Origin of the sequence: Pseudarthrobacter sp. J47, assembly GCF_049810315.1 — a bacterium.
Taxonomy (GTDB): Bacteria; Actinomycetota; Actinomycetes; order Actinomycetales; family Micrococcaceae; genus Arthrobacter.
This window is the reverse complement of sequence record NZ_CP187358.1, coordinates 2,067,662-2,084,327: the sequence shown is the minus strand read 5'-3', so window position 1 is coordinate 2,084,327 and position 16,666 is coordinate 2,067,662. Positions and strand designations below refer to the sequence as shown.

At 65.1% G+C, this 16,666-nt stretch carries 14 protein-coding genes; 9 read left to right on the top strand and 5 right to left on the bottom strand.

Features of this window, described 5'->3' with window-relative positions; translation table 11 throughout:
* Positions 1–45 precede the first annotated feature (45 nt).
* From carA to ACPJW8_RS09420, 9 genes are all read left to right on the top strand, one after another.
* The gene (gene carA / locus ACPJW8_RS09460) at positions 46–1,317 is read left to right on the top strand and encodes a glutamine-hydrolyzing carbamoyl-phosphate synthase small subunit (RefSeq protein ID WP_330188375.1); all 1,272 of its coding nucleotides are present in this window, start codon (positions 46–48) and stop codon (positions 1,315–1,317) included.
* Positions 1,317–4,646, top strand: a complete 3,330-nt coding sequence (carB, locus tag ACPJW8_RS09455) for a carbamoyl-phosphate synthase large subunit (RefSeq protein WP_330188374.1) — start codon at positions 1,317–1,319, stop codon at positions 4,644–4,646. Before carA ends, carB begins: the two co-directional genes overlap by 1 nt.
* Positions 4,639–5,532, top strand: a complete 894-nt coding sequence (gene pyrF, locus ACPJW8_RS09450; RefSeq protein WP_330188373.1) for an orotidine-5'-phosphate decarboxylase — start codon at positions 4,639–4,641, stop codon at positions 5,530–5,532. Before carB ends, pyrF begins: the two co-directional genes overlap by 8 nt.
* Positions 5,533–5,619: 87 nt before the next feature.
* Positions 5,620–5,940 carry an integration host factor, actinobacterial type gene (mihF, locus tag ACPJW8_RS09445; protein ID WP_330188372.1) on the top strand — a complete coding sequence of 107 codons (321 nt, stop codon included), beginning with the start codon at positions 5,620–5,622 and terminating at the stop codon, positions 5,938–5,940.
* Between the two features lie 45 nt (positions 5,941–5,985).
* A complete protein-coding gene (gene gmk, locus ACPJW8_RS09440) occupies positions 5,986–6,558 on the top strand; it encodes a guanylate kinase (RefSeq protein ID WP_330188371.1) in 573 nt (190 codons plus the stop codon).
* 39 nt (positions 6,559–6,597) lie between these two features.
* Positions 6,598–6,858, top strand: a complete 261-nt coding sequence (rpoZ, locus tag ACPJW8_RS09435; RefSeq protein ID WP_003800778.1) for a DNA-directed RNA polymerase subunit omega — start codon at positions 6,598–6,600, stop codon at positions 6,856–6,858.
* Between the two features lie 10 nt (positions 6,859–6,868).
* On the top strand, positions 6,869–8,137 hold the full coding sequence (gene coaBC, locus ACPJW8_RS09430; RefSeq protein WP_330188370.1) for a bifunctional phosphopantothenoylcysteine decarboxylase/phosphopantothenate--cysteine ligase CoaBC: 1,269 nt from the start codon (positions 6,869–6,871) through the stop codon (positions 8,135–8,137).
* 79 nt (positions 8,138–8,216) lie between these two features.
* Entirely contained in the window at positions 8,217–9,452 is a 1,236-nt protein-coding gene (gene metK / locus ACPJW8_RS09425) for a methionine adenosyltransferase (protein ID WP_330188369.1), read from the top strand.
* An 87-nt stretch (positions 9,453–9,539) separates the two neighbouring features.
* On the top strand, positions 9,540–11,672 hold the full coding sequence (locus ACPJW8_RS09420) for a primosomal protein N' (protein WP_330188368.1): 2,133 nt from the start codon (positions 9,540–9,542) through the stop codon (positions 11,670–11,672).
* A 13-nt stretch (positions 11,673–11,685) separates the two neighbouring features.
* Here ACPJW8_RS09420 and ACPJW8_RS09415 read toward each other — a convergent pair whose 3' ends face one another.
* The 5 genes from ACPJW8_RS09415 to ACPJW8_RS09395 all read right to left on the bottom strand — a co-directional run bounded on the left by ACPJW8_RS09415 (position 11,686) and on the right by ACPJW8_RS09395 (position 16,583).
* The gene (locus tag ACPJW8_RS09415) at positions 11,686–12,561 is read right to left on the bottom strand and encodes an alpha/beta fold hydrolase (protein ID WP_425256312.1); all 876 of its coding nucleotides are present in this window, start codon (positions 12,559–12,561) and stop codon (positions 11,686–11,688) included.
* A 169-nt stretch (positions 12,562–12,730) separates the two neighbouring features.
* Positions 12,731–13,816: a glycosyltransferase family 1 protein gene (locus tag ACPJW8_RS09410; protein ID WP_330188366.1), complete on the bottom strand. Its 1,086-nt coding sequence runs from the start codon at positions 13,814–13,816 to the stop codon at positions 12,731–12,733.
* Positions 13,813–14,718, bottom strand: coding sequence for an alpha/beta hydrolase (locus ACPJW8_RS09405; protein ID WP_330188365.1), 906 nt, complete (start codon positions 14,716–14,718; stop codon positions 13,813–13,815). The genes ACPJW8_RS09410 and ACPJW8_RS09405 overlap by 4 nt, the downstream gene beginning before the upstream one ends.
* A 10-nt stretch (positions 14,719–14,728) precedes the next feature.
* Entirely contained in the window at positions 14,729–15,598 is an 870-nt protein-coding gene (locus ACPJW8_RS09400) for an aldo/keto reductase (protein WP_330188364.1), read from the bottom strand.
* Positions 15,599–15,620: 22 nt separating this feature from the next.
* Positions 15,621–16,583, bottom strand: coding sequence for a sugar-binding transcriptional regulator (locus ACPJW8_RS09395; RefSeq protein WP_330188363.1), 963 nt, complete (start codon positions 16,581–16,583; stop codon positions 15,621–15,623).
* Between the last annotated feature and the right edge of the window lie 83 nt (positions 16,584–16,666).

Genomic DNA, 16,666 nt, shown 5'->3' with positions numbered 1-16,666 from the left:
GCAACAGAAACATCAGTGACAGAAACATCAGGGAAAGCGAACCCAGTGACAGCAACCTCCGCTCCGGCCCAGCCCGCAGCCTCCGCCCCGGCCGCCCTTGTCTTGGAAGACGGCCGGATCTTCCGCGGCCAGAGCTATGGCGCCATCGGAACCACCCTGGGCGAAGCAGTCTTCGCCACCGGTATGACCGGCTACCAGGAGACCATCACGGACCCCTCGTACGCCCGCCAGCTGGTGGTCCAGACGGCGCCCCACATCGGCAACACCGGCGTCAATGATGACGATGCCGAGTCCCGGCGCATCTGGGTGGCCGGCTACGTCGTCCGCGATGCCGCCCGCCGCCCGTCGAACTGGCGCTCGGAGCGCAGCCTGGACCAGGAACTGATCGAGCAGGGGATCGTTGGAATCCAGGGCGTGGACACCCGCGCCATCACCCGCCACCTGCGTGAACACAAGACCATGCGTGCGGGCATCTTCTCCGGAGACGCCGCACAGGCCACGGACAAGGAGCTACTTGATGCAGTCCTCGCCAGCGCCCCCATGGAAGGCGCCCGGCTGGCCGAGGAAGTCAGCGTTGATGAGGCATACGTTGTGGAGCCCAAGGACCACGGCTGGGACGGCGAGCCCCGGTTCAGCATTGCCGCGATCGACCTCGGCATCAAGGCCATGACCCCGGTCCGCTTCGCCGAGCGCGGCGTTCGCGTCCACGTGCTCCCCGCCACGGCAACACTGGAAGACGTCAAAGCGGTAAACCCGGACGGCTTCTTTATGTCCAACGGCCCGGGTGACCCCGCCACCGCCGATGCCCAGGTCAAACTGCTCCGCTCGGTCCTGGACGAGAAGCTGCCGTACTTCGGTATCTGCTTCGGCAACCAGATCCTGGGCCGCGCGCTGGGCTTTGGCACCTACAAGCTCCGGTACGGCCACCGCGGGATCAACCAGCCCGTGATGGACCGCCGCACGGGCAAGGTGGAGATCACCTCGCAGAACCACGGCTTCGCCGTTGATGCACCGCTCGACGGCGCCACCCAGGCTCCGGAGGAACGCTACGGCCGGGTGGAGGTCAGCCACATCAGCCTTAACGACGACGTCGTCGAGGGACTCGCGTGCCTGGACATTCCTGCGTTCTCGGTCCAATACCACCCCGAGGCAGCAGCCGGCCCCCACGACGCCGCCTACCTGTTTGACCGCTTCATCGACCTGATGGAAGGCACCCGGGACGGCCGGACCGCCAACCTTTCCAAGGAGCCGGTGGACTCGAAGAACCCGGCCGACGCTGACAACTCCAATGACAACAAGACTGAGGACAAGAAGTAATGCCGAAACGTACAGATCTCAAAAGCGTCCTCGTCATTGGATCCGGCCCGATCGTCATCGGTCAGGCCGCCGAGTTTGATTACTCCGGAACGCAGGCCCTGCGCGTCCTCAAGGAGGAGGGCCTGCGGGTCATCCTGGTGAACTCCAACCCGGCCACCATCATGACGGACCCCGAGTTCGCGGACGCCACCTACATTGAGCCCATCACCCCCGAGGTGGTGGAGAAGATCATCGCCAAGGAACGCCCGGACGCCGTTCTGCCCACCCTAGGCGGCCAGACTGCGCTGAACACAGCCATCGCGCTGGACAAGAACGGTGTGCTGGAGAAGTACAACGTCGAACTGATCGGTGCCAACATCGCCGCGATCGAACTCGGTGAGGACCGCGAAAAGTTCAAGGGCGTTGTGGAGCGCTGTGGAGCAGAGTCGGCCCGCAGCCACATCATCCACACCATGGACGAGGCCCTGACGGCGGCCGTGGACCTCGGTTACCCCATGGTGGTCCGGCCTTCCTTCACCATGGGCGGCCTGGGCTCCGGCCTTGCGTACAACGAGGATGACCTCCGCCGCATCGTGGGCCAGGGCCTGCAGTACAGCCCCACCAGCGAGGTGCTGCTCGAAGAGAGCATCCTCGGCTGGAAGGAATACGAGCTCGAGATGATGCGCGACAAGAACGACAACGTCGTGGTTGTCTGCTCCATCGAGAACTTCGATCCCGTAGGTGTCCACACCGGCGACTCCATCACTGTCGCACCCGCCCTGACCCTGACGGACCGCGAATACCAGCGCCTGCGCGACATCTCCATCGCCGTCATCCGCGAGGTTGGCGTGGACACCGGCGGCTGCAACATCCAGTTCGCCATCGATCCCGCAACCGGCCGCGTGGTGGTCATCGAAATGAACCCGCGCGTGTCCCGTTCCTCGGCACTGGCGTCGAAGGCCACCGGCTTTGCCATTGCCAAGATCGCCACCAAGCTGTCACTGGGCTACACGCTGGACGAGATCCCGAACGACATCACCCAGAAGACCCCGGCGTCCTTCGAGCCCACGCTCGACTACGTAGTGGTCAAGGTCCCGCGTTTCGCCTTCGAGAAGTTCCCGGCAGCGGACAACACCCTGACCACCACCATGAAGTCGGTGGGTGAGGCCATGGCCATGGGCCGCAACTTCACCGAGGCCCTGCAGAAGGCCCTCCGGTCACTGGAGCAGAAGGGTTCGCAGCTGGACTTCAGCCACGTCCCCGAATACGAAGTCGCCGAGCTGATCGAAAAGGCCAAGCGGCCCACCACGGACCGCCTGCACCAGGTCCAGCGAGCCATGCTGGGCGGCGCCACGGTGGAGGACCTCTTCGAGGCCACCAAGATCGATCCCTGGTTCCTTGACCAGCTGCAGCTGCTCAACGAAATCTCCCACGAGATCCGCCAGGCGCCCGCGCTGACCTTGGAGATGCTGCAGCGGGCCAAGCGCCACGGCTTCTCCGACGAGCAGATCGGTGCACTGACCCACAATTCCGAGGCCGTGGTCCGCGGCGTCCGGCAGGCCCTGGGAATCCGCCCCGTCTACAAGACAGTGGATACCTGCGCTGCCGAGTTCGCCGCCTACACGCCGTACCACTACTCCGCCTACGACGAAGAGGACGAGGTTGCGCTGCACGCCAAGCCGTCCATCCTGATCCTTGGCTCCGGTCCCAACCGGATCGGCCAGGGCATCGAGTTCGACTACTCGTGCGTGCATGCTTCCATGGCGCTGCGCAAGGCAGGCTACGAGACCGTGATGGTCAACTGCAACCCGGAAACGGTCTCCACCGACTACGACGTCTCCACCCGTCTCTACTTCGAGCCGCTGACGCTCGAAGACGTCCTGGAAGTCATCGCGGCCGAAGAACGCACCGGCGGCGTGATGGGCGTGTTCGTCCAGCTGGGCGGCCAGACCCCGCTGAAGCTGGCACAGCAGCTTGCCGACGCCGGGGTTCCCATCCTGGGTACCTCGCCGGAGGCGATCGACCTTGCCGAGCACCGTGGCGCCTTCGCCCGCGTGCTGGACCAGGCCGGGCTGATCTCCCCGAAGAACGGCACGGCCGTCTCGTTCGAGGACGCCAAGAAGATCGCTGATGAGATCGGCTACCCGGTGCTCGTCCGCCCGTCCTACGTACTGGGCGGCCGTGGCATGGAGATTGTCTACGACGAAGCCAACCTCTCCCGCTACATCGCCAACGCCACGGAGATCACCCCGGACCACCCGGTGCTGATCGACCGCTTCCTGGAGGACGCCGTCGAGATCGACGTCGACGCGCTGTTCGACGGCAAGGACATCTACGTGGGCGGCATCATGGAACACATCGAGGAAGCCGGCATCCACTCCGGTGACTCCGCGTGCGTCCTGCCGCCGATCACCCTGGGCGGCAACGTCCTGGAGCGGGTCCGCACAGCAACCCGCGCCATCGCTGAAGGCGTTGGCGTGCGCGGCCTGATCAACATCCAGTTCGCCCTGGCCTCGGATGTGCTGTACGTCCTGGAAGCGAACCCGCGTGCATCGCGCACCGTACCGTTCGTGTCCAAGGCAACCGGCGTGCAAATGGCCAAGGCGGCTGCCCTGATCGGCACCGGCGTCACCATCCACCAGCTCCGCACCGCCTACAAGATGCTGCCGGAAACCGGCGACGGCTCCACGCTGCCGCTGGACGCGCCGGTATCAGTCAAGGAAGCAGTGCTTCCGTTCAGCCGCTTCCGCACTCCGGAGGGCAAGGTTGTGGACTCCCTCCTGGGCCCGGAAATGCGCTCCACGGGTGAAGTGATGGGCATCGACAAGCACTTCGACACCGCGTTCGCGAAGAGCCAGGCTGCCGCCAACAACGCGCTGCCCACGGAAGGCAAGATCTTCGTTTCGGTCGCCAACCGGGACAAGCGCTCGGTGATCATGGGCGTCAAGCGGCTATCCGACCTCGGTTTCGAGATCGTCTCCACCGGCGGCACCGCCGACGTCCTGCGCCGCAACGGCATCCAGGCCACGCCCGTCCGAAAGGTGGCAGAGGGCTCCAGCGCCGAGGGCGAAGGCACCATCGCAGACCTCATCATCGCCGGCGAGATCGACATGGTCTTCAACACGCCTTCCGGTGGCGAGGCCCGCAGCGACGGCTACGAACTCCGTGCGGCTGCCACCTCGATCGGCATTCCCTGCATCACCACTGTGGCTGAATTCAACGCGGCGGTGCAGGCCATCGAAGCCATGCGCACCTACGAGTGGTCAGTCACCAGCCTGCAGGAGCACGCTGCGGCCCTGGCGGCGTCCCAGCAGGCAGACGCGCAGAAGGTTGCGCTGCAGCATGCCTGAGGCCACACCAGCCGGGAGTGAAACGGCCGGCCGGGAACCTTTTGGTGCCCGGCTGGCTGCGGCCATGATCGAGCGCGGTCCCTTGTGCGTGGGCATCGATCCGCACCCGGCGCTGCTGAAGGACTGGGGCCTGAACGACGACGTCGAGGGACTGCGGCGCTTTTCACTCACCGCGCTGGAAGCCGTCAGTTCCCTCGCTGCCGCGGTGAAGCCACAGGTGGCACTTTACGAACGCCACGGCTCAGCCGGGATGGCGGTGCTCGAAGAAGTACTGGCCGCAGCCGGCGACGCGGACGTACTCAGCATTGCTGATGCCAAACGCGGCGACATCGGCTCCACCATGGCCGCTTACGCTGACGCCTGGCTGCGGGACGGGTCATCACTGGCCGCCGATTCCGTCACGCTGAGCCCGTACCTTGGCTTCGAATCCCTCCGTCCGGCGCTGGACCTTGCAGTGCAGTACGGCCGTGGTGTTTTTGTCCTTGCCCTGACGTCCAACCCGGAAGGTGCCTCGGTGCAGCACGTTGGAGCGGATGACTCCGTCGCCCGACGCATTACCGAAGCCGCGGCTGCAGAGAACAGCCGCGTCGCAGCGCTGCTTCCGTCTGCAGTGAACACCCTGGGTTCAGTGGGACTGGTAGTGGGCGCCACGGTGGGTGCCGCCGTCGAACGCCTCCAGCTCGATCTTGCAGCGATGGCAGGTCCCATCCTGGCACCGGGCCTGGGTGCCCAGGGCGGTACTGCCGGGGACATGCGCGAAACCTTCGGGTCCGCGTACCCGCAGGTGCTGGGGACCTCCAGCCGCGAGATCCTGGCTGCGGGCCCGGACCCCCGGGGCCTGCAGGATGCAGCGCTGCGCACCGTGGACCTCCTGCGCATTGATTAACCAGGCAGGGCGGGAGTAGGTTCAGGAACAGTAGAGGGCGCCCGCCCTGGACTGCTCCTGAACCTACAACCACGGGAGACGACTACAGTGAGCCTTCGACCCCTTACCGCCCAGGAACGTGCTGAAGCGCTGACCAAAGCTGCGGCTGCCCGGGCAGCCCGTGCAGCCGCCAAGGACAGGCTCAAAAACGGCCAGCTAAGCGCTGCTGAACTGTTGTCCGCGGCAGCTAAGGACGATGCCCTGGCACGCATGAAGGTCAGCGAACTGCTGGAATCGATGGCGGGCATCGGAAAGGTGCGCGCAGCGGCCATCATGGACCAGTTGGGCATTGCCGCATCGCGTAGGCTGCGTGGCCTGGGCATTCACCAGCGCCAGGCACTGGTAGATTTTATAGACGCAAAGCAGTAGCCGGACCAAAGAGCCGGCCAGCCGAATACCGCCGCAAAGGAATACGTGAGCAAGAAACCCGGACTGACAGTCCTCGCCGGCCCAACGGCCGTTGGCAAAGGCACAGTATCCACCTACATCCGGGACAACTATCCCCAGGTCTGGCTCTCCGTATCGGCCACCACCCGCGCCCCACGGCCGGGTGAGCAGGACGGCGTCCACTACTTCTTCAAGTCCAAGGAAGAGTTCGCGGACCTGGTCGAGGCCGGCGAATTCCTAGAGTGGGCAGTGGTCCACGGGCAGAACACCTACGGCACGCTGAAGAGCACCGTCAACAAGGCGATCGCCGAGGGCCGGTCAGTGCTTCTGGAAATCGACCTGCAGGGCGCCCGCCAGGTAAAAGAGGCCGTCCCGGACGCGCAGTTCGTCTTCCTTGCCCCGCCCAGCTGGGAAGAAATGGTCCGCCGGCTTGTGGGCCGTGGCACCGAAACCCCGGAAGAACAGCAGCGCAGGCTGGAAACCGCTAAACTGGAACTTGCTGCTGAACCGGAGTTCGACCACACCGTCATCAATGACGACGTTCGCCGGGCAGCGGACGAGCTTGTTTCACTCATGGGGCTGGATCCGAACCCGCGCTGAGCGCCGGTACGTACCCGCCCGTTAGAATTTGGAGAATTCGTGTCCACGAACCTTGAAGGCATCATCAACCCGCCGATCGACTCCCTGCTTGAAGCAGCGGATTCCAAGTACGGTCTGGTCATCTTTGGTGCCAAGCGTGCACGCCAGATCAACGCATACTACGCCCAGCTGCACGAGGGCCTCTTCGAGTACGTTGGCCCGTTGGTTGACACCAAGCTGAACGAGAAGTCGCTGTCCATCGCCCTGCGCGAGATCAACGAAGGCAAGCTCGTTTCGACGCCGATCGAAGCCGCAGAGTAGCCCCACCCACGTGCGCATAGTCCTGGGAGTCGGGGGAGGGATCGCTGCCTATAAAGCAGCTTCCCTCCTCCGGCTTTTTACTGAGGCCGGCCACGACGTCACGGTGGTCCCCACCGAGGCATCAACCCGGTTTGTCGGCGTAGCCACCTGGGAGGCACTGTCAGGCCACCCGGTCACCAACAGTGTTTTCGACGACGTGGACCAGGTCCGCCATGTCCGGCTCGGACACGAGGCGGACCTGATTGTCGTGGCCCCCGCCACGGCAGACCTTCTGGCACGCGCCGCCACCGGACAGGCCAACGATCTCCTCACCAACACGTTGCTGATGGCGCGCGGTCCCGTGCTGTTTGCACCCGCCATGCACACCGAGATGTGGCAGAACGCCGCCACCCGCGCCAACGTCGAAACCCTCCGCAGCCGCGGAATCACGGTATTGGACCCTGCCAGCGGCCGCCTCACCGGCGCCGACTCCGGGCCGGGCCGCCTGCCTGAACCCGAAGCGATCTTCGACGCCGCGCTGGCACTGGCCGCACCGCCGTCGGACTTCCTGGAAGTTCCCACGCCCTCTGAAGCTGCCCCCGCCGGTCTTTCCCTTGCGGGACGGACCGTGACCATCAGCGCCGGCGGCACGCGGGAACCGCTGGATCCGGTACGTTTCCTGGGCAACCGTTCCTCCGGCAAGCAGGGTGTGGCACTGGCTGCGGCTGCGCGGGACGCCGGTGCGGCAGTCACGCTTGTGGCTGCCCATATGGACGTCCCGGCTCCCGTGGGAGTTGATGTTGTTTCCGTGGAAACCGCGCTGGAGCTGCGCGAGGCCATGCATGCAGCAGCTGCGAACTCGGACGTTATTGTGATGGCTGCGGCGGTGGCGGATTTCCGGCCCGCCGCGGTGTCGGATACCAAGATCAAGAAGCGTGACGACGCCGACGATCCCGTGATCAGCCTGGTCCGGAACCCGGACATTCTCCATGAACTGGTTCAGCAACGCGCGGAAGCGGGCCGTACACAGCTGATTGTCGGTTTCGCTGCCGAAACCGGGGATGAGCACGGCGACGTCCTCGGTTACGCGCGCGCCAAGCTCGAGCGCAAAGGCTGTGACCTCCTGGTGGTGAACCAGGTAGGCCGGGACAAAGTATTCGGCCAGGATTCAAACTCCGTGGTGATCCTCTCTGCTTCCGGCACCGGGCCGGAGTCCGTCGAGGGTACCAAGGACCAGGTTTCGGCTGCCGTGGTCCGGCGTATCGGCTCGGAACTGGGCCGTGTTGTTCCCCACATCTGAGGCGTCGGCTGTGGTGTTTTCCCGTAGCCGGGAGACATCTGCCGCGGCCCCCGCGCAATCCAACCAGTAAGGTAGTTGAGTGACTTTACCCCTGCATATTCCCCACACCCAGGGGGACACCCCTGCCGCGCTGCGACTCTTCACGTCAGAGTCGGTCACAGAGGGGCACCCTGACAAGATCTGCGACCAGATCAGCGATGCCATCCTGGACGCGCTGCTGGCCGCCGACCCCGAATCGCGCGTTGCCGTGGAGACCATGGCCACTACCGGCCTCGTCCACGTTGCCGGGGAAGTCACCACTGACGCCTACGTGGAGATCCCGCAGATTGTCCGCGAGACCATCCTGGGGATTGGCTATGATTCCTCAGCCAACGGATTCGACGGCGCCCGGTGTGGGGTTTCAGTCTCCATCGGCCAGCAGTCCAATGACATTGCCGGCGGAGTTTTCAATTCCCTCGAAGCCCGTGAAGGCCGCCAGGAGGACGACTACGACCTCCAGGGTGCAGGGGACCAGGGCCTGATGTTCGGTTACGCGAGCGACGAAACCCCTTCCTTTATGCCCACGCCCATCTGGCTGGCGCACCGGCTTTCGGAACGCCTGACCGAGGTCCGCAAGAATGGCCAGCTGGCCTACCTTCGTCCGGACGGAAAAACCCAGGTCACCGTCGGCTACGACGGCGACACCCCCGTTTCCGTCGAGACAGTGGTCATCTCCAGCCAGCACGCTGAAGGCGCCAGCCTCGACCAGCTCCGGGCAGACCTTGCCTCCTACGTGATCGATCCCGTCCTGGCATCTGCGAACCTGGATATCTCCCGCGCCCACAACATCCTTAACCCCGCCGGCGAATTCGTCATCGGCGGCCCGGTGGGAGATGCAGGGCTGACCGGCCGGAAGATCATCGTGGACACTTATGGTGGCTTTGCCCGCCACGGTGGCGGCGCGTTCTCCGGCAAGGACCCGTCCAAGGTGGACCGTTCCGCAGCGTACGCCATGCGCTGGGTTGCCAAGAATGTTGTGGCTGCGGGCCTGGCCAAGCGCGCCGAGATCCAGATTGCCTACGCCATTGGCCAGGCACGCCCGGTGGGCACCTACGTGGAAACCTTCGGCACCGAAACCGTTGATCCTGCCCGGATCAGCCAGGCCATAGCGGAGATCTTCGACCTCCGCCCACGCGCCATCATCGATGCCCTTGACCTGAAGCGTCCCATTTACGCAAAGACTGCAGCACACGGCCACTTCGGCCGCGACGAGCCGGACTTCACGTGGGAGCGCCTGGACCGGGTCGAGGACCTCAAGGCCTTCTTCAACGCCTAAGCATTAATGTCGGTGGTTCCTGGTTGACTGGCGCTGCAGCCCGCACCGTGGCTGTCGGACGGCAGTGGAAGAACAAAGGGGGTCGCTGTGGCCAGTACAACACCAGGCCAGGGTGATGGCGTCCAGCTCTCCCTGCTCCAGGGCTTTCCCGCCAGTGCCGCGGCCACGTCAGGAATTGCCCTCGCGGCCGTGAACCCGGTGGCCCGGGTCCTGGTGGAATCCGGTGTTCCGCACCTGGACCGGCCCTTTGACTACAGCGTCCCGGCCAGCCTTGATGACACAGCAGTGCCAGGGGTGCGCGTTAAAGTCACCTTCAACGGGCAGGAACTCTCCGGTTACCTGCTGGAACGGCAAACCACTTCAGACGCCGGCCACACGCTGGTTCCGCTGCGCAAGGTCGTTTCTGCCGTGCCTGTCCTGACCCCGGCGGTCCGCAGGCTGGCAGAATCCGTGGCGGCGCGTTATGCCGGGACAGTCAGTGACGTGTTGAGGGTCGCTGTGCCACCCCGCGTGGCCAAGCTGGACAAGGAATACCTGGCCAGGCACAGTGCAGGCGCAGGCGCCGACGCCGAGGCCCCGGCAACTTCAGCGCCAGCCACAGGTGACATGCCATCAGTGTGGGCCGGCTACCGCAGTGGCAGCCCTTTCCTGCTCCACCTCGCCGGAGGAGGTTCGCCGCGCGCAGCCGTCACCGCCCTGCAGGGGTATGGCGACGCAGCATGGCCGGCCCTGCTGGCCGAGGCCATAGTGGCCGTCCGTGCCTCAGGGCGTGGCGCCGTCGTTGTGGTTCCCGATTATCGTGACCTGGACCGTCTTGAGAAGGCGCTGGCCGGAGTCCTCCCTGCCGGGGACGTGGTGCGGCTGTCCGCGGACGACGGACCCGGCGCCCGGTACGGCAACTTCCTGCGGCTCCTGGAAGGCTCCGCCCGGGTGGCCATCGGCACCCGGTCCGCGGCATATGCGCCGGTGCTCCGCCCAGGCCTGTTTGCCTGCTGGGATGACGGAGACGACCTCCACATCGAGCAACGTGCGCCCTACGCCCACACCCGTGAGGTCCTGCTGCTGCGGTCGGAGCAGGAAGAGGCCGCCTGCCTGCTGGCCGGCCACGCCCGCAGCACCGAGGCCCAGCGGCTGGTGGAACAGGGCTGGGCCGTGGCCGTGGAACCAGACCGTCCGGCTACCCGGCTTGCAACCCCGCGTGTGGTGAACACGGCAGACAGCTTTGAACAGGAACGTGACCCGCTGGCGCGCATTGCACGGCTGCCGGGAGCCGCGTGGAAAGCCGCCCAGGACGGCCTGCTGCGCGGGCCGGTCCTTGTCCAGGTCGCCCGGGCCGGGTATGCGCCGTCGCTGGTCTGTGATACGTGCCGCGAGCCCGCCAGGTGCAACTCCTGCCAGGGTCCCCTTGCCGTGGCAGGGAGTGCCGGGTCCGCCTCGGTTCCGCAATGCCGATGGTGTTCGACGCCGGCGCCACGCTGGCAATGCGGCCACTGCGGCGGCCAGCGGCTCCGTCGGGGTGCCACGGGTGTTATCAGGACTGCCGAAGAGCTGGGTAAGGCGTTCCCCGGACGCCCGGTCATCACCTCTTCCGGCGATCACGTCAAGGCGTCCGTGGGCGATTCCAAAGCCCTGGTCGTGGCTACCGTGGGGGCAGAACCGGTCGCCACGGGCGGTTATGCCGCGGCGTTGCTGCTCGACGGCGATTCGCTGCTGCGGCGCGAAAACCTGCGGGCGGGGGAAGACACCCTCCGTCGCTGGTTCAATGCCGCTGCGCTGGTCCGGCCCGCGAAGGAGGGCGGCCTGGTGGTGGTCACTGCGGGGGACACCGCCGCCGTCGGGGCACTTCTACGGTGGGATCCGTCCGGCTACGCCGGGCGTGAACTGGCGTTGCGCCGGGAACTGCAGCTTCCGCCCGCGGTCCGGATTGCATCGATCACCGGCCAGTCCGCGGACGTTGCCTACTTCACTGACGCAGTGCAGCGGCAGCTCGCGGCTGCGGACATCAAGCTGCGCACTGCCGGCCCGGCGCCCGTGGTGTTGGGACGGCCACCTGTGCCGCAAGCCGGCAGCGCGGAAGCCGATGTACGGACGCTGTTGTTCATTCCGTATGCCGAGGCTGCCGAGGTCACCAGGATCCTTCGCGCAACAAGGGCTTCCAGCGCCGCCAAGCGGACAGCCGGGCCGGTGCAGCTCCGGCTCGATGGCACGGACGTCCTGTAAGCGGGCCGGACGGTCAACTTGGTTCTGTCGGCTCTGGACCTTCTGCCTGTTCTGTCTGTTCTCTCGGTTGTTTCTGTCCAAACCGTTCAAACCAGTCCAGGGTGAGCCTCGCCACCTCGGCAGGCGCGTCATCAGTGATGAAATGCGCTGCGTCGTCCACATAGGCGAATTCGATCCGGTCGGCGTACCGTGCGGGATTGCGGCAGATATGCGCCAGATGCCTGCTCCACGGAAGGTCCTGACGGCCAAAGACCACGAGCGTCGGCACCGTGAGCCGCCGTCGCCGGTAGTCTCCGCGTGCGAGGCTGATGGCTTCGGGTACCACCATGCCGCGCAAAAGCCCGCGCACTGCCACGTCGATCTCAGTGCGTTGCAGCGGAGCAAGGTGCGTTTCCACTGTTTCTTCGGGCATCGGGCGGGTGATGTATGGGACGGAGAAAGTACCCCTGAGGGAGGCCCCAGCACGGTGCCAGATCAGCGGGGGCAGATGGTAAAAGCCGGGGAGGATCTTCGGGCTGAATGTCATAAAGGCCGGTGGTACGGCGAGTTGAACTGCCGCACGGACCCGCTCCGGGCAGTCGTAGCTCAGGTGGAATGCCGTAATGGTGCCCATGTCGTGGGAGACAAGGTAGGCGCTCCCAATGCTGAGGGCATCGAGGAGGGCAAGCAGGTCCCGGAGCCGGGTCCTGCGTTCAATCCGACGATCCGCTGCTGCCGTCCAGCCGGCCCCGCGAAGATCGGGGCAATAGACACGGTAGCCGGCCGCAGCGATAGTTGGGGCAATCGCGTGCCATTGCCACCAGTGTTCCGGAAATCCGTGGAGCAGCACCACGGGTTCGCCCTGGCCCATTACGGCGACGTGGCTTTGCAGCCCGGGCGTCTCAACCACCAGATGATCAAATCCTGGGGCCTCCGGCAATGGTGGCCACCAGGTGGTTGTGGGCATCGACATTGCGGCCCCCTTCACACCATGGAAACTACGTTCATAGTAAACCTTGTGGAAAGGCGACGTCCATGCCGGACAGGCACCCTACCGGGGCCATGCGGATGAGCGTGGGTTAGGTGCCCTTCCGGCCCCGGGACGCCATGATTTCCTCAGCCACAGAGACCAGCTGCCGGGCGGAGTCCTCCCAGCTGAACTCTCCCGCGCGTTTTACCGAAAGCAACGACGCCTCCTGCCAGCGTTCGGCGTCATCAAGCCGGCGCACCGCTGCGGCGAAGGCGGCCGGGGAGCCGGGATCAACGTAACTGACGGCGTCGCCGCCCACTTCACGGAAAATGGGGATGTCGCTGGCAATGACCGGCGTGCCCACGGACATCGCCTCCACCAGCGGGAGCCCATAGCCTTCCGCCCGGGACAGGCTGATGAGCGCGGTAGCCCGCTGCAGCAGGGCCGTGTATTCAGGATCGGTCACCCCGTTGTGGAAGATCACGTCTGCGCCCGGAGGTACCAGGACCTCCAGCTCAGCAAGCCGGTGCGGAGTAATCCGGCTGAGGAGGTGCAGGGTGTACCCGGGCAGGGACGCCATGCCGGCGATCATGGTTTCCACGTTCTTGTACGGCATAAAGGAACCCATATACACCAGGGAGCGGTCAGCACCGGCGTCGGGATTACGTGGCTGCTGGTCCGGCTGCGGGGCGTTGCTGACGATCCTCACGGGGCGCCGGGTCAGCCGGTACTTGGCCATCAGGGCCCGGGTGGTTTGGCTGATGGTCGCCACGGTGTCTGCCCTGTTCAGCAGCAGCCGTTGCGGCCAGTACGCCTTGTGGTAAAGACGCCAGAGGAGCCGGACGGGTGCGGGCAGGAAGCCCGGCGGCGTGGGGTTCTCGTAGTAGATGAGGTCATGCAGCGTTAGGACCAAACCATACTTCCGGCCCCAGCTGCCCATGGTCTGCATGGGGCACACCACGACGTCCGCCCCGAGACGGTTAACCTTGCGGGCCACGAAGAGTTCCGTGGGGGAGAGCGGACTGTTGATCAGCGTGTACGGAACATCCGGCAAGAGGGCAAGCTGGCGGGGATCGCTGATCAGCATGGAAACGTCAGCCAGTTTTGCCGTGGCGGCGATCAGGCTGGCGCCGTAGCGGCTGATGCCATCGTGGTGGTCCGTGCGGGTGAAGCGTGCGTCGATGATTATTTTCATGCGGTGGGACCTGCCAGGAAGTCGTTGATGAATGCAGCTGCGGGCGCTGGGGTCTCGTAGTGGACCAGGTGTCCCACCCCGGGAATGATCTTCAGGGTGGCGTCCGGCAGGCGTGAAAGCAGCCCGTACTGGTCCTTCAACTGTGCGATTTCATCGATCTCCCCGGCAATAAGCAGCACTGGCAGGCGCAGGGCAGGGGCCACCTCGCCAACATTGGAACCTACCGATGCGCGGAAGGACTCCAGCAGGCTCTGGCGGTCCGCGAAGGCGCTGAAGTACGCGTGGTGCTGGCCGTGGATGAACCGCCGCAATTGCGCGTCGCGGGTCTTTGCCATGGCTTCGCTCATGATCCGGACAATCAGTGGATTGCGCAGCAGGGCAAGGCCCAGCCGCTCCGGAAGGCGGGCAGAGAGCTGGTAATAGAGCACAGCCAGCCTGGTCATCACGCCCTTTGGTCCCTCCAGGGCAGGTGCCGCGATCGGATTGATGAGGATGAGCCGCTCCACCGCTCCCGGGTGTTCGGCAACAAAATGCGAGGCGACAATCGAGCCGAAGGAGTGGCCCAGCAGAACGGTCCCTGGTCCAAGGCCCAGCGCAGCCATCAAGCCGCTGACGAACCTGGTATATCCGGGAACATCGTGGGCGCCGGCGGGGAATGCCGTTGAGCTGCCGAAGCCCGGCAGGTCCGGCATGATGATGCGGTGTCCCGGGAGCTGGTCCGCCACCCGCAACAGACCGTGGTGGTCGCCACGGAATCCATGGATGACCAGGATGGTGCGGGAATCCGGCGTCGTGTCCTCAGGCTGGTAGGTCCAGTAGGCGACGTCGGCGCCCTCCACCTGAACGCGGGCGGCTGTAGTGCGGTCCGTGAGCCCGGGGCTGAACCAGGTTGTTGCTGTCATGTCGGGGCTCCTAGTGGACCTGGTCCGGGTGGGATCCTGTGCGTTCGCCGCGGTCCAGGGATTCAAGCGCGGAGAGGTCCCGGGGGCTCAGTTCAAAGTCGAAGATGTTGAAGTTCTCCCGCAACCTGGCCTCTGAACTGGCCTTGGGAATAACGATATTGCCCAGCTGCACGTGCCAGCGCAGGATGATCTGGGCCGGGGACCGCCCGTGCTCGGCGGCGCACGCCTGGACAGCCGGATCCTCCAGAACGCGTCCCCGCCCCAGCGGACTCCAGGCCTCCGTCCGGATTCCCAGCCGGGCATGCCTGTCACGGAGTTCATGTTGCTGCAGCCAGGGGTGTAGCTCGATCTGATTCACGGCCGGCACTACTTCGGCGGTTTCCAGCAGTTGGTCCAGGTGCTCCGGCTGGAAGTTTGATACGCCAATGGCCCGGACCTTGCCTTCCCGGTAAAGGGTTTCCATGGCCCTGTAGGTGTCCTTGAAGAGCCCGCGCCTGGCACAGGGCCAATGGATGAGGTACAGGTCCACGTACTCCAGGCCCAGATTGATCAGCGAGGTGTCGAACGCCCGCAACGTGGAATCGTAGCCCTGCTGGTCATTCCACACCTTGGTGGTGATGAAGAGGTCTTCACGGCCCGTCCCGGGAAGCGTCTCGCCGGAACCGCCCGGTTCATGGGGCGAGCCGGCGAAGCCGCTGATGGCCCTGCCCAGGCCGGTCTCATTGCCATACATGGCGGCTGTGTCGAAATGCCGGTAACCGGCAGCAAGGCCCATGGTCACAATGTCCGCTGCTTCGGCCGGCGGCACCTTGTACAGGCCCAATCCAAGCTGCTCGATCAGGACGCCGTTGTTCAGGTCGATGCGGGGCGGGTTTTTCATACCCCTGACTCTACCGATTGGATCAAGGCAGTCCATCGAAGCTGACCAGTCGGCGTGCTGTGGCTTCGTCCAGGATGAGGTCCGTGGCAAGGCCTGCGGCAAGGGCGCCACGCAGGCCGTTGATCTTTGATGCTCCGGAGATCACGCAGATCCGTCGCCGGACCTGGCGCAATTGGGCGAGCGAGGGCCCGGTGGAACGCTGGTTGAGCAGGATGCCGTTGGTGGAGCCATCCCGTCGGAAGAAGACGGTGGCCACGTCACCCACAACGTCCGACGTCGCCAGGGTGCGCAGGTCATCCTGGTCCAGGTAGCCGCCGGCGTAAACGTGGCTGGGGTAGTCGGCATCCACGGAACCTACGCCGAAGATGGCGATGGACATCCTTGCCTGCAGGTCCAGGATGCGCTTGACGCTGCGCTCATTCCACATGGCCTCTTTAGTGGCCGCGTGGTCAAAGAACGCCGGTACGGGGAACTGTTCCACCCGGGCGCCATAGGCGCTGCCGAACCTGCGCATGATGTCGCTGGCGTAGGTGATGCCCGTGGTGTGCATGTTCCCGGCGCCGTTGAGCTGGACGACGATGCTGTCGTGGGTGATCTTCCGGGTCAGGTGCCTGCTCACGGCGCTGAGGGTGGACCCCCAAGCCACTCCGATGATGGCGTTGGAGTCCACGAGCGGGCCGATGGTCCTGGCCGCCTGGATGGCTACCCTGTCCAGCGTCTCGGCTTCGTTGAGTGTGTCCAGGACCGGCACAACGTGCACGTCCACGTTGTACCGGCTCCGGATCATCCCTTCCAGCTCGGGACCTGTGTCCGTGGGATTACGGATCTGGACCTGCACCAGGCCGGAGTCGCGGGCAGCGGACAGAAGCCGGGAAACCGTTGATCGGGATGTGCCCAGCTCGCGGGCAATGGCGTCCATGGTCAGGTCCTGCAGATAGTACATCTGTGCAGCCCGGAGCGATTGTGAGGAGGTTGAACGTGGCATGTGCTGTCCATTCTGCACGTTTGTGCATAGCGCTTGACTCCATTTTCCATTTCTCCAAAGAATAGTTGAAGAACTGCGTCGTC